At 64.2% G+C, this 23,002-nt stretch carries 22 protein-coding genes, 1 pseudogene and 1 riboswitch; of the genes and pseudogenes, 10 read left to right on the forward strand and 13 right to left on the reverse strand.

What is annotated here, in order from left to right; genetic code table 11:
- The first annotated feature begins 15 nt into the window (after positions 1-15).
- Entirely contained in the window at positions 16-516 is a 501-nt protein-coding gene (locus UP09_RS27800; protein ID WP_044541529.1) for a DUF3455 domain-containing protein, read from the forward strand.
- A gap of 6 nt (positions 517-522) precedes the next feature.
- Here UP09_RS27800 and UP09_RS27805 read toward each other — a convergent pair whose 3' ends face one another.
- The gene (locus UP09_RS27805) at positions 523-1,770 is read right to left on the reverse strand and encodes a cyclic nucleotide-gated ion channel (RefSeq protein ID WP_044541530.1); all 1,248 of its coding nucleotides are present in this window, start codon (positions 1,768-1,770) and stop codon (positions 523-525) included.
- A gap of 15 nt (positions 1,771-1,785) precedes the next feature.
- A complete protein-coding gene (gene alaS, locus UP09_RS27810; RefSeq protein WP_044541659.1) occupies positions 1,786-4,470 on the reverse strand; it encodes an alanine--tRNA ligase in 2,685 nt (894 codons plus the stop codon).
- 233 nt (positions 4,471-4,703) lie between these two features.
- A riboswitch (glycine riboswitch) is annotated at positions 4,704-4,793 on the forward strand.
- 142 nt (positions 4,794-4,935) lie between these two features.
- On the opposite strand from alaS, the gene gcvT reads away from it, so the two are divergent.
- From gcvT to UP09_RS27830, 4 genes are read left to right on the forward strand one after another with little or no spacing between them, the layout of a single operon-like run.
- Positions 4,936-6,081 carry a glycine cleavage system aminomethyltransferase GcvT gene (gcvT, locus tag UP09_RS27815; RefSeq protein WP_044541531.1) on the forward strand — a complete coding sequence of 382 codons (1,146 nt, stop codon included), beginning with the start codon at positions 4,936-4,938 and terminating at the stop codon, positions 6,079-6,081.
- A 9-nt stretch (positions 6,082-6,090) separates the two neighbouring features.
- Entirely contained in the window at positions 6,091-6,456 is a 366-nt protein-coding gene (gene gcvH, locus UP09_RS27820; RefSeq protein WP_044541532.1) for a glycine cleavage system protein GcvH, read from the forward strand.
- Positions 6,457-6,466: 10 nt separating this feature from the next.
- Positions 6,467-9,340, forward strand: coding sequence for an aminomethyl-transferring glycine dehydrogenase (gene gcvP, locus UP09_RS27825; protein WP_044541533.1), 2,874 nt, complete (start codon positions 6,467-6,469; stop codon positions 9,338-9,340).
- 26 nt (positions 9,341-9,366) lie between these two features.
- Complete coding sequence (locus UP09_RS27830) at positions 9,367-9,798, forward strand: acyl-CoA thioesterase (RefSeq protein ID WP_044541534.1); 432 nt, start codon at positions 9,367-9,369, stop codon at positions 9,796-9,798.
- A gap of 74 nt (positions 9,799-9,872) precedes the next feature.
- Here the strand turns inward: UP09_RS27830 and UP09_RS27835 are convergent, their stop codons facing one another.
- The 4 genes from UP09_RS27835 to UP09_RS27850 form a co-directional block, all read right to left on the reverse strand.
- Complete coding sequence (locus tag UP09_RS27835; RefSeq protein ID WP_044541535.1) at positions 9,873-10,844, reverse strand: hypothetical protein; 972 nt, start codon at positions 10,842-10,844, stop codon at positions 9,873-9,875.
- Between the two features lie 192 nt (positions 10,845-11,036).
- Entirely contained in the window at positions 11,037-12,005 is a 969-nt protein-coding gene (locus UP09_RS27840; protein WP_082070316.1) for a hypothetical protein, read from the reverse strand.
- A gap of 114 nt (positions 12,006-12,119) precedes the next feature.
- Positions 12,120-13,214 (reverse strand): recombinase RecA, encoded by a 1,095-nt coding sequence (gene recA, locus UP09_RS27845; RefSeq protein WP_044541536.1) that lies wholly within the window; start codon positions 13,212-13,214, stop codon positions 12,120-12,122.
- 193 nt (positions 13,215-13,407) lie between these two features.
- Positions 13,408-13,593: a hypothetical protein gene (locus tag UP09_RS27850; protein WP_044541539.1), complete on the reverse strand. Its 186-nt coding sequence runs from the start codon at positions 13,591-13,593 to the stop codon at positions 13,408-13,410.
- Between the two features lie 851 nt (positions 13,594-14,444).
- Here UP09_RS27850 and UP09_RS27855 point away from each other — a divergent pair.
- The gene (locus UP09_RS27855) at positions 14,445-14,633 is read left to right on the forward strand and encodes a hypothetical protein (protein ID WP_044541540.1); all 189 of its coding nucleotides are present in this window, start codon (positions 14,445-14,447) and stop codon (positions 14,631-14,633) included.
- Positions 14,634-14,651: 18 nt separating this feature from the next.
- On the opposite strand, the gene UP09_RS27860 is transcribed toward UP09_RS27855, so the two are convergent.
- The 3 genes from UP09_RS27860 to UP09_RS27870 all read right to left on the reverse strand — a co-directional run bounded on the left by UP09_RS27860 (position 14,652) and on the right by UP09_RS27870 (position 15,504).
- Positions 14,652-14,882, reverse strand: a complete 231-nt coding sequence (locus UP09_RS27860) for a hypothetical protein (RefSeq protein WP_044541541.1) — start codon at positions 14,880-14,882, stop codon at positions 14,652-14,654.
- 95 nt (positions 14,883-14,977) lie between these two features.
- Positions 14,978-15,250 (reverse strand): hypothetical protein, encoded by a 273-nt coding sequence (locus UP09_RS27865; protein WP_245302247.1) that lies wholly within the window; start codon positions 15,248-15,250, stop codon positions 14,978-14,980.
- Positions 15,251-15,372: 122 nt separating this feature from the next.
- Complete coding sequence (locus UP09_RS27870; RefSeq protein WP_044541543.1) at positions 15,373-15,504, reverse strand: hypothetical protein; 132 nt, start codon at positions 15,502-15,504, stop codon at positions 15,373-15,375.
- Positions 15,505-15,650: 146 nt separating this feature from the next.
- Here UP09_RS27870 and UP09_RS27875 point away from each other — a divergent pair, with 146 nt between their 5' ends.
- A complete protein-coding gene (locus UP09_RS27875; protein WP_044541544.1) occupies positions 15,651-17,126 on the forward strand; it encodes an amidase in 1,476 nt (491 codons plus the stop codon).
- Between the two features lie 34 nt (positions 17,127-17,160).
- Positions 17,161-17,625, forward strand: coding sequence for a PaaI family thioesterase (locus UP09_RS27880; protein WP_044541545.1), 465 nt, complete (start codon positions 17,161-17,163; stop codon positions 17,623-17,625).
- 58 nt (positions 17,626-17,683) lie between these two features.
- Here UP09_RS27880 and UP09_RS27885 read toward each other — a convergent pair whose 3' ends face one another.
- The 4 genes and pseudogenes from UP09_RS27885 to UP09_RS27900 all read right to left on the reverse strand — a co-directional run bounded on the left by UP09_RS27885 (position 17,684) and on the right by UP09_RS27900 (position 22,048).
- Positions 17,684-17,977 (reverse strand): HdeA/HdeB family chaperone, encoded by a 294-nt coding sequence (locus tag UP09_RS27885; RefSeq protein ID WP_044541546.1) that lies wholly within the window; start codon positions 17,975-17,977, stop codon positions 17,684-17,686.
- A 158-nt stretch (positions 17,978-18,135) separates the two neighbouring features.
- Entirely contained in the window at positions 18,136-20,157 is a 2,022-nt protein-coding gene (locus UP09_RS27890) for a pyrroloquinoline quinone-dependent dehydrogenase (RefSeq protein WP_044541547.1), read from the reverse strand.
- 123 nt (positions 20,158-20,280) lie between these two features.
- A pseudogene (locus tag UP09_RS27895) lies at positions 20,281-21,678 on the reverse strand (caspase family protein); the annotation flags it as partial.
- Between the two features lie 139 nt (positions 21,679-21,817).
- A complete protein-coding gene (locus UP09_RS27900) occupies positions 21,818-22,048 on the reverse strand; it encodes a hypothetical protein (protein ID WP_044541548.1) in 231 nt (76 codons plus the stop codon).
- A 160-nt stretch (positions 22,049-22,208) separates the two neighbouring features.
- On the opposite strand from UP09_RS27900, the gene UP09_RS27905 reads away from it, so the two are divergent.
- The gene (locus UP09_RS27905) at positions 22,209-22,655 is read left to right on the forward strand and encodes a hypothetical protein (RefSeq protein ID WP_044541550.1); all 447 of its coding nucleotides are present in this window, start codon (positions 22,209-22,211) and stop codon (positions 22,653-22,655) included.
- A gap of 170 nt (positions 22,656-22,825) precedes the next feature.
- On the forward strand, positions 22,826-22,999 hold the full coding sequence (locus tag UP09_RS39050; RefSeq protein ID WP_502689094.1) for a DUF6966 domain-containing protein: 174 nt from the start codon (positions 22,826-22,828) through the stop codon (positions 22,997-22,999).
- Positions 23,000-23,002: the final 3 nt, after the last annotated feature.

Here is a 23,002-nt window from a genome sequence, read left to right on the forward strand (position 1 = left end):
ACAGCGAGCGTGACCATGAACTTTCTCAGAAGCGTGACGCTCGCAGCATCGTTGCTGACCGGGTCGGCGGCGCTTGCCGCCGATTCCCTCCCCGACGCCATCGCGGCGCCGGGCGAGACCGTCGTTCTCTCCGTCCACGCCGAGGGCGCCCAGGTCTATGAGTGCAAGGCGGTCGCCGACGGCAAGCTCGCCTGGTCGTTCCGCGAGCCGATCGCGACCCTGATCGCCGAGGGCAAGACGGTCGGCCGGCATTACGCGGGCCCGAACTGGGAGAATGTCGACGGCAGTGCCGTGACCGGCCGCGCCATTGGCAACGCGCCGGGCGCGACCGCATCAGATATCGCCTGGCTGAAGCTCGAGGTGATCTCCCATCGCGGCAACGGCGTGCTGTCAGGCGCCACCACCGTGCAGCGGATCAACACGTCAGGCGGCCAGCTCGCCGGCGCCTGCGACAAGGCAGGCCTGCTGAAGAGCGCGCCCTACTCGGCGGATTACGTGTTCCTGCGCAAGGGTTGAGCCATCCTAATCCCGGATGCCGCCGTCGCTCTCGGACGGCGCAGCCTGGGCGATTTCCCCGGCGGCGACGTCGCCTGAGCCCGCCGTCTCCGCCAGGCGCGCCTCGGCCGTCTGCTTGACATGCACGGCGAGCGCCGGGACGCGTTCGATCAGGGCATGGAAATCCTGCGCATCGAGCGCCAAAAGCTTGGTTTTGCGCGTCGCCGTCACCGTGCCGGAGCGCTTGGTCCGCCGCAGCAGCGCGATCTCGCCGAAGAAGGTGCCGTCCGACAGGCGCACCCGCTGGCTCGGCAGATCGATCTCAACCTCGCCGGCGGTAATGAAATACATCGACGCCGCTGCGTCGCCCCGCCGCACCAGCACCTCGCCGGACTCGATGGTCTGCGCCCGCAGCAGGCGCATGATGTCGGCGATCTCGGCGGCCCCCAGATGGGAAAACAGCGGCACCCGTGCCAGCATCCCCCAGGTCACGACGAAATCGCGGCGCCGAACCTCGTCGGCGAATGCCGTCGAGATGATCGCAACCGGAAGCGCGATCATGGCAAAGCCGACGACGATCGCGACCGCCGAGACCATCTTGCCGAGCGGCGTCACCGGCACCACGTCGCCATAGCCGACCGTGCCCAGCGTCACGATCGCCCACCACATCGCCTGCGGGATGGTGCCGAACTTGTCCGGCTGCACCTTGTGCTCGATCGCATAGAGCAGCGATGCAAACAGCAGCACCGCGCCGGTCAGGATCACGAGGCAGCCGAACAGCGTGCGCCGCTCGGCATGCAGCGCCGCCAGCAGCGAGCGCATCGCCGGCGAATAGCGCACCAGCTTCAGGAACGGCAGCATGCCGAACAGCACGAGCGCAGTCTTGTCGCCCGTGATCAGAGCAATCGCCGACGGCAGGAAGGCCAGCAGATCAATCAAGCCGAGGGTCGAGAGAACGTATTCGAGCCGCGCCCGCAACGGTGTCACGTCACGCAGCGAGTGACCGACGACGCTCCAGATCCGCGCGGCATATTCCAGCGCGAAGGCTATGACCGCCGCGATTTCGATCGTGATGAACAGCGGGCCAAGCTGCGCGTCGAAGTCGGGCACCGAGGCCAGGATCGCCGCCAGCACGTCGACGACGATGATGGCGATGATCAGCCGGACGAACCGCGAGCCGACCGAATATGGCAGATGATCGTGCTCAAGCAGTTCGTAGAGACGGTCCCGCAAGTCCGGGTCGCTGATCGCAGGCTTGCCCGGAACCGTCGCCACGCTGTGATTGCTCCGTCAGGCGCCCGCCGATGCTTGCTGAGCCATCGCCTGCTCGATCGCCGATAGCGCCGCGTTCGCCTTGGCCCCGTCGGGCCCTCCGGCCTGGGCCATGTCGGGACGGCCGCCGCCGCCCTTGCCACCGAGCGCTTCGGAGCCCTTGCGCACCAGCTCGACCGCGTTGAAGCGCGAGATGAGATCGGCGGTGACACCGACCACGATGCCGGCCTTGCCGTCCTCGGTGACGCCGACGATCGCAACCACGCCGGAGCCGATCTGCTTCTTGCCGTCGTCGACCAGGCTCTTCAGGTCCTTGGTCTCGACCCCCTCGACCGCGCGCGCCAGCAGCTTGACATTGCCGACCTCGCGGATATCAGGCGCCGCGCCATTCGACCCACCGCCGCCCATCGCGAGCTTCTTGCGCGCATCCGACAGGTCGCGCTCGAGCTTCTTGCGCTCCTCCATCAGCGCGGCGATGCGCGCCGGCACATCCTCGACGGTGGTGCGCAGCTCCTGTGCTGCGGTCTTGGCGAGCGCGATGGTGTCGTTGGCGTGCTTGCGCGCATGGCGGCCGGTCAGCGCCTCGATGCGGCGCACGCCCGAGGCCACCGCGCTCTCGCCGGTCACTGAGATCAGGCCGATGTCGCCGGTGCGGCGCACATGGGTGCCGCCGCAGAGCTCGACCGACCAGCCGAGCGCGTTCTGGCCGTGCTCGCGCGCACTCTTGCCCATCGAAACGACGCGAACCTCGTCGCCATATTTCTCGCCGAACAGCGCACGGGCGCCGGCCTCGCGGGCGTCATCGACGCCCATGATGCGGGTGGTGACCTCGTCATTTTCAAGCACGACATCGTTGGCGATGTCCTCGACGCGAGCGAGCTCTTCCGGCGTGATCGGCTTCGGATGTACGAAGTCGAAGCGCAGCCGATCGGGCGCGACCAGCGAGCCGCGCTGCGCGATGTGATCGCCAAGCACCTGGCGCAGCGCCTCATGCAGCAAATGCGTCGCCGAGTGGTGCGCGCGGATCGACGAACGCCTGTCGTGATCGACCACGAGCTGCAGTGCGGTGCCGACCTTCAGCGCCCCCTGCTCGACGGTGCCGAGATGCACGAAGAGATCGCCGACCTTCTTCTGCGTTTCGGTGACGCGGAACCTGACGCCCTCGCCGGTCAGCACGCCGGTGTCACCGACCTGGCCGCCGGACTCAGCGTAGAATGGCGTCTGGTTGAGCACGATCATGCCGGTCTCGCCGGACTTGAGGCCCTCGACCTCGGCGCCGTCTTTGAGCAGCGCGGTCACCGCGCCTTCCGCGGTCTCGGTCTCGTAACCCAGGAATTCGGTCGCGCCGAGCTTCTCGCGCAGCGGAAACCAGATTGCTTCGGTCGCAGCGTCTCCAGAGCCCGCCCAGGAGGCACGCGCCTTCACACGTTGCCGCTCCATCGCGTCGGTGAACGACGCCTGATCGACGCTGATGCCGCGCGACTTCAGCGCGTCCTGCGTCAGATCCAGCGGGAAGCCATAGGTGTCGTACAGCGTGAACGCGGTATCGCCGTCGAACATGTCGCCCTTTTTCAGGGAGGCGCTCTTCTCGTCGAGGATCGACAGGCCACGCACCAGCGTCTTGCGGAAGCGGGTCTCTTCCAGCCGCAGCGTCTCCTCGATCATCTTCTCCGCACGCACCAGGTCCGGATAGGCCTGGCCCATCTCGCGGACCAGCGCCCAGACCAGGCGATGCATTAGCGGCTCCTGCGCGCCAAGCAACTGCGCGTGGCGCATCGCGCGGCGCATGATCCGGCGCAGCACATAGCCGCGGCCCTCGTTCGACGGCAGCACGCCATCGGCGACCAGGAAGGCCGACGAGCGCAGATGGTCGGCAATCACCCGGTACGACGCGACGTTCTGCGCGTTCGGTCCGTGCCCGAGCGCGGATGAAGCGGCATCGATCAAATGGCGGAACAAATCGGTCTCGAACACGCTGTCGACGCCCTGCAGGATGCAGGCCATGCGTTCCAGGCCCATGCCGGTGTCGATCGAGGGACGCGGCAGCGGCACGCGCTCTTCCTTCGTCACCTGATCGAACTGCATGAAGACCAGATTCCAGAATTCCAGGAAGCGGTCGCCGTCCTCCTCCGGGCTGCCCGGAGGCCCGCCCCAGATGTGCTCGCCGCGGTCGATGAATATCTCCGAACACGGACCGCAGGGACCGGTATCGCCCGCGGCCCAGAAATTGTCCGAGGTCGCGATGCGGATGATGCGGTCGTCGGAGAAGCCGGCGATCTTCTTCCAGTAGAGCGCCGCCTCGTCGTCGTCGTGGTAGATGGTGACGAGCAGTTTGTCCTTGTTCAGCCCGAAATCCTTGGTGACAAGGTTCCAGGCGAGCTCGATCGCCCGCTCCTTGAAGTAATCGCCGAACGAGAAGTTGCCGAGCATCTCGAAGAAGGTGAGATGGCGCGCGGTGTAGCCGACATTGTCGAGGTCGTTGTGCTTGCCGCCGGCGCGGACGCATTTTTGCGACGTCGTGGCGCGCTGATAGGGGCGCTTCTCGATGCCGGTGAAGACGTTCTTGAACTGCACCATGCCGGCTGCCGTGAACATCAAGGTCGGGTCGTTGCGCGGCACCAGCGGCGACGACGCCACGATCTCGTGGCCATTGGCCGCGAAGTAGTTCAGAAAAGTCGACCTGATGTCGCTGACGCTGCTCATGTTCATCCAATCGGGAAAATGGACCGGATCAGGCGCAAAATAACGCCAATTCCGGCCGAACGCTTTTAGACAAGGTGGACGACGGTGTCCAGAAACTGTGCAGGCGGATCATGGACTTGCCGCAGCAGCACAAAGCCCGTTGATAGCAAAGCCCGTTGATAGCAAAGCCCGTTGATAGCAGCGACAGCCGCGTTGACAGCCTTGGCGCCGCCGTGTTTCTTTCCTACCTGTTGTTAAGTCACGTCGGGAGAGACCGGCCTTGCGCCGGCGCCGAAGGAGCAACCGCCCCGGAAACTCTCAGGCAAACGGACCGCGTGACGTCTGACATCTGGAAAGAGGCGCCTAAGGGCTTTGCCCTGACGCGTCCGCCGACGGGATAATACTCTCAGGCACAGCGACAGATGGGGCTTTCTGCAGGTTTCTCAAGGGGAAATAGGTCCCCGGTGGAACCGCGAGGGCCCTGTGATGCTTGCGAGCGACAATTCCCCGCTGAAAAAGACCCCGTTGCACGCACTGCATGTGGCGCGCGGCGCCAGGATGGTGCCGTTCGCCGGCTACGACATGCCGGTGCAGTACCCGGCCGGTGTCCTCAAGGAGCATCTGCACACACGCTCCCATGCCGGCCTGTTCGACGTCTCCCATATGGGCCAGCTCGCGCTGCGACCGAAATCCGGAAAGTTGGTCGACGCGGCTCTGGCGCTGGAAAGACTGGTGCCGCAGGACATCCTCGGTATCGCGCCGGGGCGGCAGCGCTACGCGCAATTCACCAACAACGACGGCGGCCTGCTCGACGACCTCATGGTCGCGAATTTCGGCGATCATTTGTTCCTGGTGGTCAATGCAGCCTGCAAAACGGAGGACGAGGCCCATCTCCGCGCGCACCTCTCGGACAGCTGCGAGATCGTGTCGATGCCCGACCGTGCGTTGATCGCGCTGCAGGGACCCAAGGCCGAATCGGCGCTGGCGAAACTTTGTGCAGATGTCGGCGCGATGAAATTCATGGATACCGGCCCGCGCCGCCTCGGTGACATCGATTGCTTCGTGTCGCGCTCAGGCTACACCGGCGAAGACGGCTTTGAGATCTCCGTTCCATCAGACAAGGCCGAGGCGCTGGCCACCGCGCTGCTCGACAATCCCGACGTGCTGCCGATCGGGCTCGGTGCGCGCGACAGCCTGCGGCTGGAAGCCGGGCTCTGCCTCTATGGCCACGACATCGACACCACGACGACGCCGGTGGAAGGCGCGCTGGAATGGTCGGTGCAAAAAGTCCGCCGCAGCGGCAGCGCCCGTGCCGGTGGATTCCCGGGCGCCGACAAGATCCTCGCGCAGTTCGCGCAAGGCGCAGCCCGCCGCCGCGTCGGCTTGAGGCCGGATGGCCGCGCACCGGTGCGGGAAGGCGCATCGCTGTTCGCCGATGCCAACTCCGCCGAGCCAATCGGCAAGGTGACCTCAGGCGGCTTCGGCCCAAGCCTTAATGCACCGGTTGCGATGGGCTATCTGCCCACTTCCCTCTCCTCCGTCGGCACCACCGTATTCGCCGAAGTCCGCGGCCAGCGGCTGCCGCTCAAGGTCGCCGCCATGCCCTTCGTCCCCAACACCTATAAACGCTAGAGGACAACAATGACGACGCTGTACACGTCCGACCACGAATGGCTCCACATTGAGGGCGATGTCGCCACCATCGGCATCACCGACTACGCGCAATCGCAACTCGGCGACGTCGTGTTCGTCGAACTGCCCAAGGTCGGCCGCAGCCTGAAGAAGGCTGAGGCCGCCGCCGTCGTCGAATCCGTCAAGGCGGCTTCCGACGTCTATGCGCCGATCACCGGCGACGTGCTCGAGGTCAACGAGGCGCTCGCGGCCGAGCCTGCATTGGTCAATTCGGACGCCGGCGGCAAGGCGTGGTTCTTCAAGCTGAAGATCGCTGACAAGAGCGAGCTCGGCGGCCTGATGGACGAGGCCGCCTACGCCGCGCACATTGCGTAAGGATCATCCCATGAACGCGCCCTTCAAGCCGACCAACGACGCCGCCACCGATTTCGTCCGCCGCCACATCGGCCCCTCGCCGCGCGACGTCAACGCGATGCTGGAGACGGTCGGCGCTGCGAGCCTGCAAGTGCTGATGAGCGAGACGCTGCCGTCCTCGATCCGGCAGCAGGCGCCGCTCGATCTCGGGCGTGCGCTGAGCGAAACCGAGGCGCTCGCACATATGGATGCGCTCGCCGCGCAGAACCAGGTGTTCACCTCGCTGATCGGCCAGGGCTATTCGGGCACCATCCTGCCCGCGGTGATCCAGCGCAACATCCTGGAGAATCCGGCGTGGTACACCGCCTACACGCCGTATCAGCCGGAGATCAGCCAGGGCCGGCTGGAAGCGCTGTTCAACTTCCAGACCATGATCTGCGATCTCACCGGGCTCGACGTCGCCAACGCCTCGCTGCTCGATGAAGCGACCGCGGCGGCCGAAGCGATGGCGCTTGCCGAGCGTCATTCGCAGGTGAAGGCGACGGCCTTCTTCGTCGACAAGGAGGTGCATCCGCAGACGCTCGCGGTGATGCGCACCCGCGCCGAGCCGCTGGGCTGGACGCTGGTCGTCGGCGATCCCCTGACCGATCTCGACAACACCGATGTGCTCGGTGCCCTGCTGCAATATCCTGCTACCTCGGGTGCGGTGCGCGACCTCCGGCCCGCCATCGCATCGCTGCGCGCCAAGGGTGCGCTTGCGATCGTCGCAGCCGACCTGCTGGCGCTGACGCTGATCACCTCGCCCGGCGAGCTCGGCGCCGACATCGCGGTCGGCTCGGCACAGCGGTTTGGCGTGCCTATGGGTTATGGCGGTCCGCATGCCGCCTACATGGCGGTGCGCGACACGCTGAAGCGCTCGCTGCCCGGCCGCATCGTCGGCCTGTCGGTGGATTCACGGGGCGCACCTGCCTATCGCCTCGCGCTGCAAACCCGCGAGCAGCACATCCGCCGCGAAAAGGCGACCTCCAACATCTGTACCGCGCAGGTGCTGCTCGCCGTGATCGCCTCGATGTATGCGGTCTATCATGGCCCGGAGGGCCTGACGCACATCGCACGCGGCGTGCATCGCCGCGCCGCGGTGCTCGCGGCCGGCCTGCGCAAGCTCGGCTTTGCCCCCACGAGCGAGGCGTTCTTCGACACCGTGACCGTCGACGCCGGTGCGCGGCAGAACGAGCTGATCGCCCGCGCGCTTGCCGAACGGATCAATTTGCGGATCGGCGAGACGACGCTCGGTATCGCGGTCGACGAGACCACGACATCGGAGACAGTCGAGGCCGTGTGGCGCGTATTCGGCGGCAAGCTTAGCTATGCCGATATCGAGGCCGGTGCACACGAGGCATTGCCGAAGGACCTGAAGCGCACCAGCGCTTTCCTGACCCATCCCGTGTTCAACACGCACCGCTCCGAGACCGAGCTGTTGCGCTACATGCGCAAGCTCAGCGATCGCGACCTCGCGCTCGACCGCGCGATGATCCCACTCGGCTCCTGCACCATGAAGCTGAACGCCACCACCGAAATGATCCCCCTGACCTGGCCGGCATTCGGCAATCTGCATCCGTTCGCACCGGCGGATCAGGCCAAGGGCTACCACGCGCTGTTCAAGCGGCTGGAGCAGTGGCTGTGCGACATCACCGGCTACGACGCGATCTCACTGCAGCCGAATTCCGGCGCGCAAGGCGAATATGCCGGCCTGCTTGCGATCCGCGGCTATCACGTTGCGCGCGGCGAGCCGCACCGCAAGGTCTGCCTGATCCCCTCTTCCGCGCACGGCACCAATCCGGCCTCCGCTGCGATGGTCGGCATGGATGTCGTGGTGGTTGCGTGCGACGCGCGTGGCGACGTCGACGTCAACGATCTTCGCACCAAGGCCGAGAAGCATTCGGCCAATCTCGCTGCCGTGATGATCACCTATCCCTCAACGCATGGCGTGTTCGAGGAGCACATCCGCGAGATCTGCGACCTCGTCCACGCCAACGGCGGACAGGTCTATCTCGACGGCGCCAACATGAATGCGCAGGTCGGTCTGTCCCGGCCCGGCGATTACGGCGCCGATGTCAGCCATCTCAATCTGCACAAGACCTTCTGTATCCCGCATGGCGGCGGCGGCCCCGGCATGGGCCCGATCGGCGTAAGAGCGCATCTTGCGCTCTATCTGCCCGGCCATCCCGCAACCGACAGCGAAATTCCGCATCCGGTCGGCCCGGTGTCGGCCGCGCCGTTCGGCTCGGCATCGATCCTGACCATCTCCTACATCTACATCCTGATGATGGGCGGCGAAGGTCTCACGCGCGCCACCGAGGTCGCCATCCTGAATGCCAACTACATCGCGGACAGGCTGCAGCCGCACTTCCCGGTGCTGTATCGCAACGCCAAGGGCCGCGTCGCGCATGAGTGCATCGTCGACCCGCGGGCGCTGAAGACGACCAGCGGCGTCACCGTCGACGACATCGCCAAGCGGCTGATCGATTACGGCTTTCACGCTCCGACCATGAGCTTCCCGGTCGCCGGCACGCTGATGATCGAACCGACCGAGTCGGAATCGAAGGCCGAGATCGACCGCTTCTGCGACGCCATGATCGCGATCCGCAACGAAATTACCGAGGTCGAGAACGGCCGCTGGAAGATCGAGGCCTCGCCGCTGCGGCACGCGCCGCATACCGTGCACGACATCGCCGACGACGGCTGGAACAGGGCCTATACCCGCGCCGAAGGTTGCTTCCCGGCCGGCTCCTCGCGTAACGACAAATACTGGAGCCCGGTCGGCCGCGTCGACAATGTCTATGGCGATCGCAACCTGGTATGCTCGTGCCCGCCGATCGAGGATTACGCGCAGGCGGCGGAGTAGCGCAGGCGCGATCGGGACATAGAAACATGCGCCAGGAGTTCTGGTTTCATTTCCCGTTTCGCGTCCGCTATTCCGAGGTCGACGCGCAGGCCGTGGTGTTCAACGCCCACTATCTGACCTACTTCGACACGGCGATAACAGAGTATTTTCGCGCCCTCGGCTATGACTACCTCGGCGAGGTCACGCGGACCGGGATCGACTTCCACACGGTGAAGTCGGTCGTCGAATACAAGGCGCCGATCCGGTTCGACGAGGAGATCGACGTCTGCGTGCGGGTGGCACGGATCGGCCGATCGTCGATCACGCTTGCGCTTGCGATCTTCGCCAAGGGCTCGGAGGATATTCGTGCGACCGGAGAGATCGTCTGGGTCGCGACCGACCAGAAGACACATCAATCGGTCGCTGTGACGGAGGCGTTGCGGAAGCTGATTGCGAGCCGGGAAAAGGCCCATGCTTAGGGTGAGACACGCGAGCGCAATCCCAGTTTTGGGATAGTTCGCGCACCGATCCCATCCCATACCGATCTCACGCGCTAAGGCTTCATTAGCCCTGGATTCCAGCGCCAGAGGTTGTCGTTGGTGAGATGCGTGCCGCCCCACCAGCGATCGATCGGGTTGTGGTGCGAGAAATCTTCCTCGCGGGCCAGCACTGCTTTGCCAAACTCTGTCACCGACAAGCGGCTGCGCCGAAAGGCTTCCAAGCGGGCTCTTGCATTCTCCGGGTCAATGACGCGCAGCTCGTCGTCGAGACCGGCAATCGCCGGTCGCGGCCCGTGCGCCAGCCCTTGGAGCAGTGTTCCGATCTCCTTGTCTGTGAACACGCCGCGCTGACGGAAGCCGCGAAGATAGAACAGCATGTTGGTGCCCATGAATCCTGTCGCGATCAGCTCAAGCAGCCGCATTTCGGTCGCGCCGAGTCCCGATCCGCTCCATGGAAGCTCCTGGAGCAGATCCAGCAGCGCCGGCCTCAACAAGGGAAACGCGCTCAGATCATGCTGGAGCGCGTCAAAGCAGGCTTCGGGTGTCGAGGCTCGATACGCCTGCCAGACCTTGCTTGCGGCCTCGACGTGCGCTGGCCGGACGTTGACGAGCGGCACCTCGCCCCATCCAGACCACTTCTCGAGCATGGTCATCAGATTAAAGCCGACCAGGCGCAATTCCAACTTGGCCACCGTCTCCGGGTGAGATCGGACGTGATCAAGCAACCAACTCAGCTGCAATTGATCGTTCGGGTCGGGATCAAACCAGAGCTCGATCTTGTCGAAAGCCGCACAATGCTCGATGAACCTAAGATGCTTGACGGCATCGCGGTCCCGCTTTCGAGAATAGTCGGACCACTGATCCCCGGGGCTCTGGTCGGCCCGCGCGCCGAAATAGGCGTCGAGCGTCTGCGGTGACGGCAACGGCCCCCAGATGAACCGAGACCAAATCGAAATAACGCTTTGAGCCAGGCCCACGCGCGCCAGCTCCGTACCGGACGAACTGGTCAAAATCAGACGCTTCATGGGCTTCACTCAACATCCTTTGGTGGTGCCGACCTCTCTGGGAGAACGTCACAATGCATCGTGAGAATCGTCAGGATCGATACGATCATCGCGAGAGCAAAAATCATCAGGATCGAGTATTTGCGGGTGCGCTTTGCCCGCGCAGTCTGAACAAGAAACATCGCTTGCTCCCGCCTTGTTTCCCTGCCCGCGTTACGGTGCCGTGAGCGTGAGATCGGAACGCCATAGATTATCGTTGGTGAGATGCGTGCCGCCCCACCAGCGATCGATCGGATTGTGGTGGCTGAAGTCCTCCCTGTGCGCGAGGACCTCCTTGCCGAAATTGGTCAGGCACGGATCGCTTGCGACGTAACGCGCGTACCAGGCCCCCTCGGTGCTCGCCCGCTTGAGACTAGCCACGGCGGGTGTCGGTCCATGCGCGAGGCCGTCGAGCAAGATGAAGAGTTCGGGTTCCCCGAACACACGTCCGGGGTACCAGTGGCGATGAATAATACCAAGCGCCGACGAGCCATCGTAACGTGCGATCAGCTCAAGAAGACGCATTTCAGTCGCACCAAGCCCCGTCACGCGAGAGGGTAATTCTGCAATCAGGGCAAGCAAGGCCGACCTCAGGAAGGGCAGCGAACTCAAGTCGCTCTGTAAACGGTCCAGGAAAGGTTTTGGCGTGGTCCCGTGATAAGCCCGCCAGACCGCGCTCGCCGTCTCGAGTTCGACTGCGGTAACATCGACCGTCGGCACATCCTCCGGCTCCGGCACCTGTAAGCCCGGCATCACCAGATCGAAATCAATGAGACGCAATTCCAACCTGCCCGCGATCGCGGGATGAGACTTGAAAAAATCCAGCAGGAAAATCAGCTCCAGCTGATCGTTCGGATACTGCTCGAACCAGAGATCGATGGTGTCATAAGGCTCGCAATATTCGACAAATGAGAGGCGCCTGCGGGCTCTGGCTTCTTCGGGGTGCCATCTCCATGCGCACCAGTCTGACCAGTGACGACCAGGGCCTTGGCATGAGCGCGCAGCAAAATAATCATCGATCTCCCGCGCGGGAGCCAACGGTCCCCAGCCGAAGCGAAAGCGAAAATCGATAGCGGCGTCGGCCACGCCTGAGCGCAAGAAACGATAGCCGGACCCGGAACTGGACAAAATCAGACGCTTCATCGGCCTGACCTACGCAACGAGACGCCAAATACAAAAACGAAACGGGCGCCGCCGACGTCGGCAACTCAACGTCCTCAGCGCCCGCTTCCAGCGAAATCATGCAAGCCTTGAGGCTTATTCCTCCACGGCTTCCGGCTCCTCGCCTTCAGCGTCGCGCTCGGGGGAGCCGGCCAGAATCTGCTCGGCGATCAGGCCGGAGTTCTGGCGGATCGCGGCTTCGATCTTCGCGGTCATGTCGGGGTTGGCCTTGAGGAACGCTTTCGAATTCTCACGCCCCTGCCCCAGCCGCTGGCTGTCATAGGAGAACCAGGCGCCGGACTTCTCGACGATGCCGGCCTTGACGCCGAGGTCGAGGATCTCGCCCATCTTGGAGACGCCCTCGCCATACATGATGTCGAACTCGACCTGCTTGAACGGCGGCGCCAGCTTGTTCTTCACCACCTTGACGCGGGTCTGGTTGCCCACGACTTCGTCGCGCTCCTTGATCGCGCCGATGCGGCGGATGTCGAGGCGGACCGAGGCGTAAAACTTCAGCGCGTTGCCGCCGGTGGTGGTTTCGGGCGAGCCGTACATCACACCGATCTTCATGCGGATCTGGTTGATGAAGATCACCATGGTGTTGGACTTGTTGATCGAGGCGGTGAGCTTGCGCAGCGCCTGGCTCATCAACCGCGCCTGCAGACCCGGCAGCGCATCGCCCATCTCTCCCTCGAGCTCGGCCTTCGGCACCAGCGCCGCAACCGAGTCGATCACCAGCACGTCGACTGCGCCGGAGCGCACCAGCGTGTCGCAGATTTCCAGCGCCTGCTCACCGGTGTCGGGCTGCGAGATCAGGAGTTCGTCGATATTGACGCCGAGCTTACGCGCATAGACCGGGTCGAGCGCGTGTTCGGCGTCGATGAAGGCGCAGATGCCGCCCTTCTTCTGGCCTTCGGCCACCGTGTGCAGCGCCAGCGTGGTCTTGCCCGACGATTCCGGTCCGTAGATCTCGACGACGCGGCCCCTCGGCAGGCCGCCGACGCCGAGCGCGATATCGAGCCCGAGCGATCCCGACGATATCGTCTCGATATCCATCGAGCGGTCGTTCTTGCCGAGCTTCATCACCGAGCCCTTGCCGAACTGGCGCTCGATCTGGGAGAGCGCGGCTGAGAGCGCCTTGGACTTGTCCATAGAGGATCCTTCGACGATACGCAGGGCAGAGGCGGACATGGGATGTGCTCCTTATGGCGGGGATTCGCTAGCGGGACAAACGGGCGATCGGATCAGGCGGGATACTTTGTTGACTGGGAACCGATGTACCACGTTTGTTCTATGTTCGCAATATGTTCTTTTCGGCCGGCGGGTACTGGCCTGATTTATCCCCTAGTGGCCTAATTTGATTTTCGCAGTGGCCCAGTTTGCCCTAGCGATGCTCAAGCTGGTCGCCATTAAAGATGTGCAACATGCCGGAGAAGGCAGAGTGGTCCGCCTCCACGACATACCGAACGGCGCCCGCTCGGTTTGTAAAAACCGACACGATGAAACCCGGATATTCGTAACCTGAGCGCTTCTTTACTCGGTCGCCTACCTTGAACGGTGCGTCTGTCATTTTATCCCCTGTAAGGCCGCCTCATTTGGCGGCCTCTTTCATGCTGTCGGCCGGCGACAATTGTTCATGGTCGCGGCCCACGTAAGCTGCAGCGTGCGAAGTCGAATCCCGGCGATGATCTTATTGAATTTAAGCTAGCCGTAACCGTGCCTTGGTGCGTTCTCAGTAGGACTACCGAGTTCGCCTGGCGCGATGATCTCTTCGGCTCATTGGCGTCGAGAATTTTAAGCTGCGTCGGCCCTTATGGGGCAATCAGGACTGCGAACAGAACCACAAACAGCATCGCGGTCATCACGACGGCCGCCACTGCACCCGCTGTGACCTTGGCCTTCTCCCGCGAATCGTACGGTTCCATCCTGCAGTCCTGGCTCCGACGCCCAGGCCATATCATACAGCGCACAACGCAACGACGGGGGGGCGCCGGCGTCCGTAGTTCTCCGGGCCAGAACAAAGTTCCGAGCGCTCCGACCGCCTCCGTAATTCCAGATTTTATCTTTTAAGATCATACGCTTAAGCCAACATTCGAATACCCGCCCGCTTCGCCTTTGAACGACACGCGATCGGGGCCGGCGCCTACTACCTTGGTACACCTCCTGAGGCCTGAAAAAACTGCGTAGCCTTCAATGGAACACGCGAGTTCCACCGGTGTTCGTCATGATAAGTGCCCGGTCACGTACCTCGGCCACGACCGCACGCGAATTGCGAGCCTCCGGGCTGGGCCGAAGACACCGATTGTTGAGCCAGACCGGGTCTGGTGCGTCACAATATCGTTTGACGAGCTTTTTATATTGAAACAACTTATAGTTTAAATAGCCAAGCGCCCGCCCCTGATTCCCGCGGAGCTTTCAAACATGATCCACAAGGGTATCGAATTCAGCGTCACGCAGGGCGCGGTCGGCGTCTGGAAATGGCGCTTTCAGATCGGCGAACGGGTCTTCACGGGCAAGACCGAAGCCAAGCTCAATCTGCTGGCCATCCGCCGCGTGCAGCTGCGGATCGACCGCGAGCTGAAGAAGGTCCAGCAGGATCAGGCCCGCTGACGCCGAACGGAAATGGCTCTAATCCGCACTCGCCAGCCGCCGCATCGTGAACTCGATAGCGCCGCCGGGAAGCTCGCGCCAGCTCTCGACGGCGCTCATATAGGCGGCCTTCGGGTAGCGGTCGAGGAAGTCGCGCGCCCGCGATCGGGCCTCGTCGCGTGGCAGGGTGAAGGTCACGCGCAGATAGCCGTCATCCGGCTTGCGCCGGTCGGCCATTCGGCTGGCGAGATCGCGCGGACGAAAGACCATTGTCGCAACTCCAGACCACCTGACGACCACCGCAATATAGGGCTGGCGCTGGCGGAATCCGAGTCTGCGGGAGAACGATGCGGCGCAGGCCGACGCTACTGGCTGCCTTGCGCGGTGCTTCCGGTCTTGGTCTTCGGCTTGGCGGGACGGGCGGCCGCCTTGGGCGCATCGCTGCGCACCGCACCCCACGGATCGGACGATGTCTTGGCATCGGGAATCTTGCTGAGCGAGTCCTTGTAGGCCTTCTGGGCGACCGCGTCCTGGTCCTTCTCTTCCTGGGTCTTGCTCTTGACCTCAGGCATCAGGTTGATGTTCGGCATCTGCGCATAGGCCGGCGCCGCCACAAACGCCGCGACGGCGACTGCCATCAAAATTCTCATGAAGACGCTCCCTTGCATTTTCGTGAGGGGATATACCACCGCAAAAACGGCATCGCCAAGCGCGCCTGCCCAAGAACTTTCAGGTCCTAGAGCAGATCCTAGAGCAGATCCTAGAGATTGTCCGACTTGCAGGATTTCGGCGATTGCATCCAGTCATCCCAAATCGGGCCGCACTTGGTGCAGCCACCGAGCGCAAGCCCGATCGCAATCACGCCGCCCAGCAATACCAGTCTGCGGAACATAAACGACCCCATCCCCAACGAGGGTGAATAGGGCCCCAAAACTGGGGCATTTTCAAGCCGGGAACGCCGCCACACGCGAGGGGTGGTTTGACCCGGCGCCTGCTCAAATTACAGTGCGAAACAAAGCAGGATGGAGAATCGACGGCATGACTTTGGCGATGAGCTGGGACGAATGGGCGCAGCACGATGGAACGGCACTCGCCGCGCGCGTCAGGACAGGCGAGCTGACGCCCCGGGAATTGGCCGCCCAGGCGACCGCCGCTGTCGCCAAGGTCGATCCCGCGCTCTGCGGCGTGGTCGAATTGTTTCAGGATGTAATCGCCGACCCGGCCAAAGACGGCGCCGACCTCGACGGTCCGTTCGCCGGCCTGCCCTTCCTGATGAAGGATCTCGGCCCGACGCTGAAGGGGCGGCTGCAGGAAATGGGCTCGCTGATGATGCGCGGCAACCGCGCCACGGCGGACACCTTCCTGACCACGAAACTGCGCAAGGCCGGCCTCAATCTGATCGGCCGCACCACGACGCCGGAGTTCGGGGTCTGCAGTTCGGCCGAAAATCCGGCAGTCTATGTCACGCGCAATCCCTGGAACACCGACTACACCACCTGCGGCTCGTCGGCCGGCAGCGCGGCGATGGTCGCCGCCGGCGTCGTCCCGATCGCGCATGCGACCGACGGCGGCGGCTCGATCCGCATTCCCGCAGGCGTCAACGGCAATATCGGGCTGAAAGTGTCGCGCGGCGTGTTCTCGCTGGCGCCGCATCTGTCCGACCTCTCCGGGCTGGTCTCGATCCAGGGTTGCCAGTCGCGCTCGGTGCGCGACACCGCAGCCTTTGTCGATGCCTGCCGCGGCCCAGCGCCCGGCGAGTTCATGCCGTTCTGGACCCCGCCCGAGCCCACCACCACGACAATCACGCGCGATCCCGCCCGGCTCAGGATCGCGCTGTCGCATCAATGGGGCGACTATCGCGCGACGCCGCATATCGCGGCCGAACTCGAGAAGGTCGGGCACTTCCTCGAGGGCCTCGGCCATCAGGTCGACTACGCCCTGCCGTCGCTCGACTACAATGAAGCCTTCGCGGCACAGACCACCTGCTACATCAGCAATTTCGCCGTCGTGATCGGCAACATGCTCGCCGCGCGCGGGCTCGAGCGGCCGCCCGCGGAGCTGATCGAGCCGATCAACATCCGCATCTGGGAACATGGCCGGCACACCTCATTTGCCGACCGCGCGCGCATGCAGGCGGTGTTCAACACGACCTCGCGCGGCTTCGGCGCGTTCTTCGAGGATTGGGACATCATCCTGACGCCGATCACGGCGCTGCCGACGCCGAAGATCGGCACATCAGAATATCTGACGCTCAGCGACAATCCGTCGGTGCTGGACTGGTTCGGCAATCTCTGGCGCAACTTCGCCTTCACGCCGCTCGCCAATCTCTGCGGCATCCCCGCGATCTCGCTGCCGCTCGCGACCAACGAGCATGGCCTGCCGCTCGGCATCCAGGCGATTGCGAAGCAGGCCAATGACGGGCTGCTGCTGCAGCTCGCCGCCCAGATCGAGCGGGCGATCGACGGCAAATGGAATGGCGGCGAGAAACCGCGTGTCCATGTGACGCGCGGCTAAGCGCACACAACAGCGGCAGAGGAAACAGGACGTCATGGAGCAGCAAGCCGGAGAGTTCGGGATCGACGAGGCCAGGCGCGCGCTCGGCGAGATCTTTGCGCCGTGGGTGCAGGATCTCAATCTGTCGGTCGAGCAGTTCGACTTCGCAGCCCCCTCCGGCAACGCCGCCAACTGGCAACCCGGCGCCGTGCTGCGCATGCCGTTCTCGGAACGGATCTGCCGCAGCGGCGGCATCGTGTCCGGCCAGGCGCTGATGGCGTTTGCCGACACCGCGATGGTGCTGGCCAATCTCGCGGCCAACAAGGGCTATCGCCCAATGACGACGGTCGACCAGACCACGCATTTCATGCGCGCGGTGACCGCCTCCGACGTGCTCGCTGACGCGCGCATTGTCCGGCTCGGCCGCACCATGAGCTTCGGCCGCGTCACGCTATTGTCCGCCACCGACAACAAGCCGGTGGCGATGGTGTCGAGCGCGTTCGCGATGCTGCCGGGCTAGAGCATGATCTGGAAAAGTGTGCAGCGGTTTTCCGAAAGATCATGCTCAAACAAGAAGACTATTTTCCCAGAACGGCTTCGGCCGCATTGACGATGCTGATGGTCGGGTTCTGTCCACAATAGGTGCCGAACTTCTTGGCGTTCTCGACGAACACATCGGTGTCGATGATGGCCTCGTCGGAATCGCCCTTGTACCAGCCGTCCATCCAGGTCAGCACCAGCTTGATGGTATCGTCGCCGCTCTCGATGAATTGCTTACAGGTCATGGTCGAGAGATCGAGGACAACGGCATTGGCGGGCGCCGACGAGAACGCGAGCGCGGCGGCGAGCAGGATCGAAGCAGTGATCTTCATGAAAATCTCCGTGAGCGATAATTGTAAATGAACAGGTCGCCGGAAAGCCCGGCGCTTCGGCTTGCGACGTCGTAAGCGATACGTCGTCGCGAACGCAAGCATGGCACCGCACAGATCAAACCGCACGTCGTTTCGCTGCACGGATTGAGAAAGCGACATCAGACGGCTTTCACGCGGCGCCTCCGCCGCCAGCGGCACAGCAGCGCGACGAGCGCGATCAGCACAAGACCGGCCGCGGCCGCCTTGCCGGCAAAGCGCCCGCCGGGACGGTCGATCAGGCGCGACCACAGCGACATCCCCTCGCCCTGGCGCGGCAGGCGGAACGCCACCACGCTGTCGCCGATCGAGGTGCCGGCTTCGGAATGGCCGCCGGCGCCGATCGCGACATATTGGTCGCCCTTCCAGAGATAGGTCATCGGATTGGCGATGCCCGGCACCGGCAAGCGGCCCTGCCACAGCTCGCGGCCCGATTTGGCATCGAACGCGCGCAGATAGGCATCCATCGCGCCGGTGAACACCAGGCCGCCCGCGGTGATCGCGACGCCGCTGAGCAGCGGCGTGCCCCAATGGAACGCGATGCCGAGCGGCGCCACATCCTCGCTGGTGCCGACGGTCGAATGCCAGAGGATCTTGCCAGCCTTCAGGTCGACCGCCACCATCTCGCCCCATGGCGGCTTGTTGCAGAGCAAGCCGAGCGGCGACATCGCAACGGACCGCGACATCCCAAACGGCGCGCCTTCCTGCCGGCCGAAATCATGGCCGGGCGGTGGGCTGAAGCCCTTGGCCTCCTCGCGCGGGATCAGCTTGATCATGTGCACGGCATGGCTGGTGTTGGCGTAGAGGATCTGGTTGACCGGATCGAATGCCGCACTGCCCCAGTTCACGCCGCCGCCGGTCATCGGATAGACCACCGTTCCCTGCGTCGATGGCGGCGTGAACAGGCCTTCATTGCGGGCGTCGGCGAGCAGCTTTTTGCAGGCGCCGCCAAATCCAGGCAACAGGCTGAACGCATCATCGGCGGAGATGCGCTGCGTCAGCAGCGGCGGCACATGGGTTGGGAATGGCTGCGTCGGCGACAGCAGCTCACCCTCCGCGCCGCCCTGCGGCACCGCGCGCTCCTCGACCGGCCAGACCGGTTTGCCGGTGTCGCGGTCGAGCACGAACACGAAGCCCTGCTTGGTCGGCTGGATCACGACGTCGCGCATGCCGTCGCCGGTATCGATCCGCGCCAGCGTCGGCTGCGCCGGCAGGTCATAATCCCAGACGTCGTGATGCACGGTCTGGAACGCCCAGACCAGTTCGCCGGTCGCGATCCGCAGCGCCACCACGGAGTTGGCATGTTCGTTGTTGCCCGGACGCTTGCCGCCCCAGAAATCAGGGCTCGGCGAGGTCGTCGGCAGAAACACCAGGCCGCGCCCCTCGTCCACCGACATCGGCGCCCAGACGTTGCTCCCGCCAGCGCTGACCCCCTCATGCACCAGCGGGTCGAAGGTCCAGCGCGGCTGCCCGGTCCGGGCGTCATAGGCGCGCACGGTGCCGAGCGGCGCGTCCACGCGGCGGTTGTCCGATATCGACGATCCCACCACGACGACGCCGCGCCCCATTACCGGTGCCGACGTGATCTGAAACTCGCCGGGCCATTCCAGCTTGATCCCGGCGTCGATCCTGATCTCGCCGCCTGTGCCGAACTCGGCGCAGGGCTGGCCGGTTTTGGCGTCGAGCGCGATCAGGCGCACGTCGTTGGTGCCGGTGAAGATCCGCGACCGGCAGGCACTGCCTTCCGCCGCACGATCATCGACCCAATAGGCGACGCCGCGGCAGACATAACGGTTGGCCGGACGCTGCGCGGTGCTGATCTTCGGATCGTAGCGCCACTTCTGCACTCCCGTGCCGGGATCGAGCGCGATCACCTCGTTGAACGGCGTGCAGAAGATCAGGCTGTCCTCGACGACCAGCGGCGTGGTCTCGAACTTGGTGCGCTTCATGACCTCGGGCGCACGGACGTCGAGATCGCCGGTGCGGAAGTCCCAGGCGCGCACGAGAGTACCGACATTGTCAGGCGTGATCTGCGCGAGCGGCGAGAAGCGCATGCCCCCGCGGTCTCCGCCCCAATGCTCCCAGGCCAACGCGGGCGACGCACCGAGCAGCAGCACAGCAAGCAGCCGAAACAGGGATCGCATCGCTTCCTCCGGCCGATGCGATCAATCAAGAAGCTGCCGCATCTCGCAGCCGACGATGTAAGCCATCGGCGGCTCAGTATCCACCCCTGCGGAAGCCGCCGCCGCCGAAGCGGCCGCCATACNCCCGCCGCCGAAGCCAACCCCGACGCCGACCGGCGGGCCTGCGGGCTCGTAGACCACGACCGGCGGACGGCGCACCACGACGACCTCGTCGCCATCGACATAGCGCGGCGGCCGCTTGCCTGCGCGCTTCGGCGGAGTGGGATCGACGCGCTTCTTCGCCGGGATGTCGGCCTTCGGCGCGGGGATATCGGCCTTCTGCAGCTGCTGCGGCGGCGCGCTGTTGCAGGGACAGATCGGCGCCGCCAGCGCGACATTGGTCGCAGGCAGGCTGATCGCCGCGGCGATCGCGTCGGGACGGTAGCGCAGCCGTTCGATCATCTTGTTGGCGGTCGCGGTCAGGTCGCTATCGGGATATTGCGCGAGGAAGGCGCGGTAGGCCGCGGCATTGTTGACGAGAACCGCGTCATTCCACGCCACCATTCGGCGATGGCGGTCGAGCCAGTCGCGCGCCTGCAAGCCGCGCGGCGTGCCAGCGTAGAGCACGGCGAATGCCGCATAGGCTTCATCGGTGCCGTCGACCACGATCAGCTCGTTGGCGGCCTCGACCGGCTTGCCCTGCAAGTCGCGCTTCCATTCCTCGACGGTGCGTTTGGCCGCGGCAGGCTTCGGGCCTGCCGCTTGCGATGGCCCCACGCCGGCCGCGAAGCTGAAATCCTCGGTGAGCGACGACGAGTCCCACGGCGTCTGCCGGCCATCGGTCGCCTTGTTCACGGCGAGACGGACGCGCTTGAAGGTGTCCTCGATCGGAATTCCCTTCTCCTTCGCGGAAGCCAGCAACGCCGTCGTGTAGGGGCTGTTGGCGCCGCTGCCGTCCTCGGCTTCCGCACCCGGTGAGGTCGAGTACGACACGAACGTGCCGGGTACCCCGACCTTGGCATCGATGATGGCAAGCCCGTGGCCCGTGCTCTTGCCGAGCTCGGGGAACGGGTTGTTGCGGCAGGCATCGAGCAGCAGGATCCGCATCCGGCTCGGCACCGAGGTCAGCGTGTTCAGGATATCGTTGAGGCGGACCGCCTGGAGCGGGATGTCGGCTTCCCGCTTCGGATCGACATCGACCGGCACCAGATAGTTCTCGCCGTCGATCTGCAGGCCATGGCCGGCATAAAACACCAGCGCCACGGTGTCGGCCCCCTTCGCGGCGACCTGGCCGGCGAAATCGCTGATGCGTGCACGCATCTCGTCCTGCGACAGATCGGACGCTGATGTCACGGCAAATCCTGACTCGGTCAGCATCTGTGACATGGCCTTTGCGTCATTGGCCGGATTGGGCAACGCGGGGACCGACTTGTAGGCGGATTGCCCGATGACCAACGCAAGGCGGTTTTCCGCTGATGCCGGCCAGCCGCCGAGCAGGATCGCGGCTGATACAAGCAGGCTGAGCAGTGTGCGGCTGATCATGGCGACCTCCCGACAATCGAGTCTGGATTTGGTCGGGATGCTCCAGGCGAAGGTTCATGCCTGCGCGTCAATGTGAAGCGTCGCAGCGGCCGGATTCAACGCTTGATCCGGGAGGTGCGAGGCCATGCCGTATCGGGACCTATTTCGGCTTCTTGGCGGGATCGGCGGCCGGCTTGGTGACGCCCCAGGGGTCGTATTTCTCCTTGGGCTCGGGGATGCGTTCGAGCGCGGCCTTGTAGGCCTTGTCATCGACCTTGGGTTTGGTGTCCGTCTTCTTGTCGTCGCCCCCGCCCCCTCCTCGCCGGCCCTGCGCCAGCGTCGGGGTCGCAATCATTGCCAGAACGACGGCCGCAATCGTCAACCTCTTCATGTCAACCTCTCCCGGCAGGCCGCAGAAACATCCGGCAACACCAACATGCCGACGATGACTTGTCTATCAGCATTTGTTGATCGACAAAGCGCGCCGGGCGATGCGAATTCAACCCCATCAGGGGGGCGCAATCTTGGCGGCTGCACATTAAATAAATTCCATGGGACAGGGACGAGTTTGTATTGCGGCGCTGCTGACCGGCGCCACGATGGTGCTAAGCGGCTGCGGGCTGGCGGACAGCCACGCGGTGTGGCCGGATATTTTGAAGGTCAAAGCCACCGATATGGCGCCGCTCGAAACGCCGCCAGACGTCAAGCAACTGGTCGGCGCCAAGCTGGAGTCGGTGTTCACCGCGGGTTCGCAGCCGACCCATGTGCGGGTCTCGGCACCGCTGCATGATCTGCGCGGTCGCGGCTGGACCGCCTGCGTGCGCGCCGAGCTGACATCGGTGATCGGCAAGCCGCTCGGCACCCAGACCTATCGCGTCTTCATCGACAACGGCGTGGTCTCCGATCGCCGGCAGGCCGAGGCCGACGACAACTGCCTGACGGAGACCTACGAGCCGATCGAGAGCTCCGCTCCGGTGGGCACGACGGCCGCGCGGTGAGATCGATGGCTTGCGTCTAACTCCGCTGTCGTCCCTGCGAAGGCGAGACACCGGCGTGCAACGCACAATGGTGATGACGTCGTTGGCTCCAATCCGCCCAGGAACTATCTCCAATATGTCGCCGCTGTGTTGTTGAACAACCGATGACCCGTGCTAGTGAAGCTGAGCGCATGCTGCGCGATGCGCTTACGAAGGCAAGCGTCTTGTTGGAGGATGCAGGAGAGACATATTGGTCGTCTCGGCTGCGCGAGATGGTTGAGGAATCACCGATCGACTTACCAACCATAAGATCGTGGTATGGGGGCATCGGGTCATTTAATGACCTATCGCACCGAGACCCCTAAGGA

The organism is Bradyrhizobium sp. LTSP885 (assembly GCF_000938305.1).
Lineage (GTDB): Bacteria > Pseudomonadota > Alphaproteobacteria > Rhizobiales > Xanthobacteraceae > Bradyrhizobium.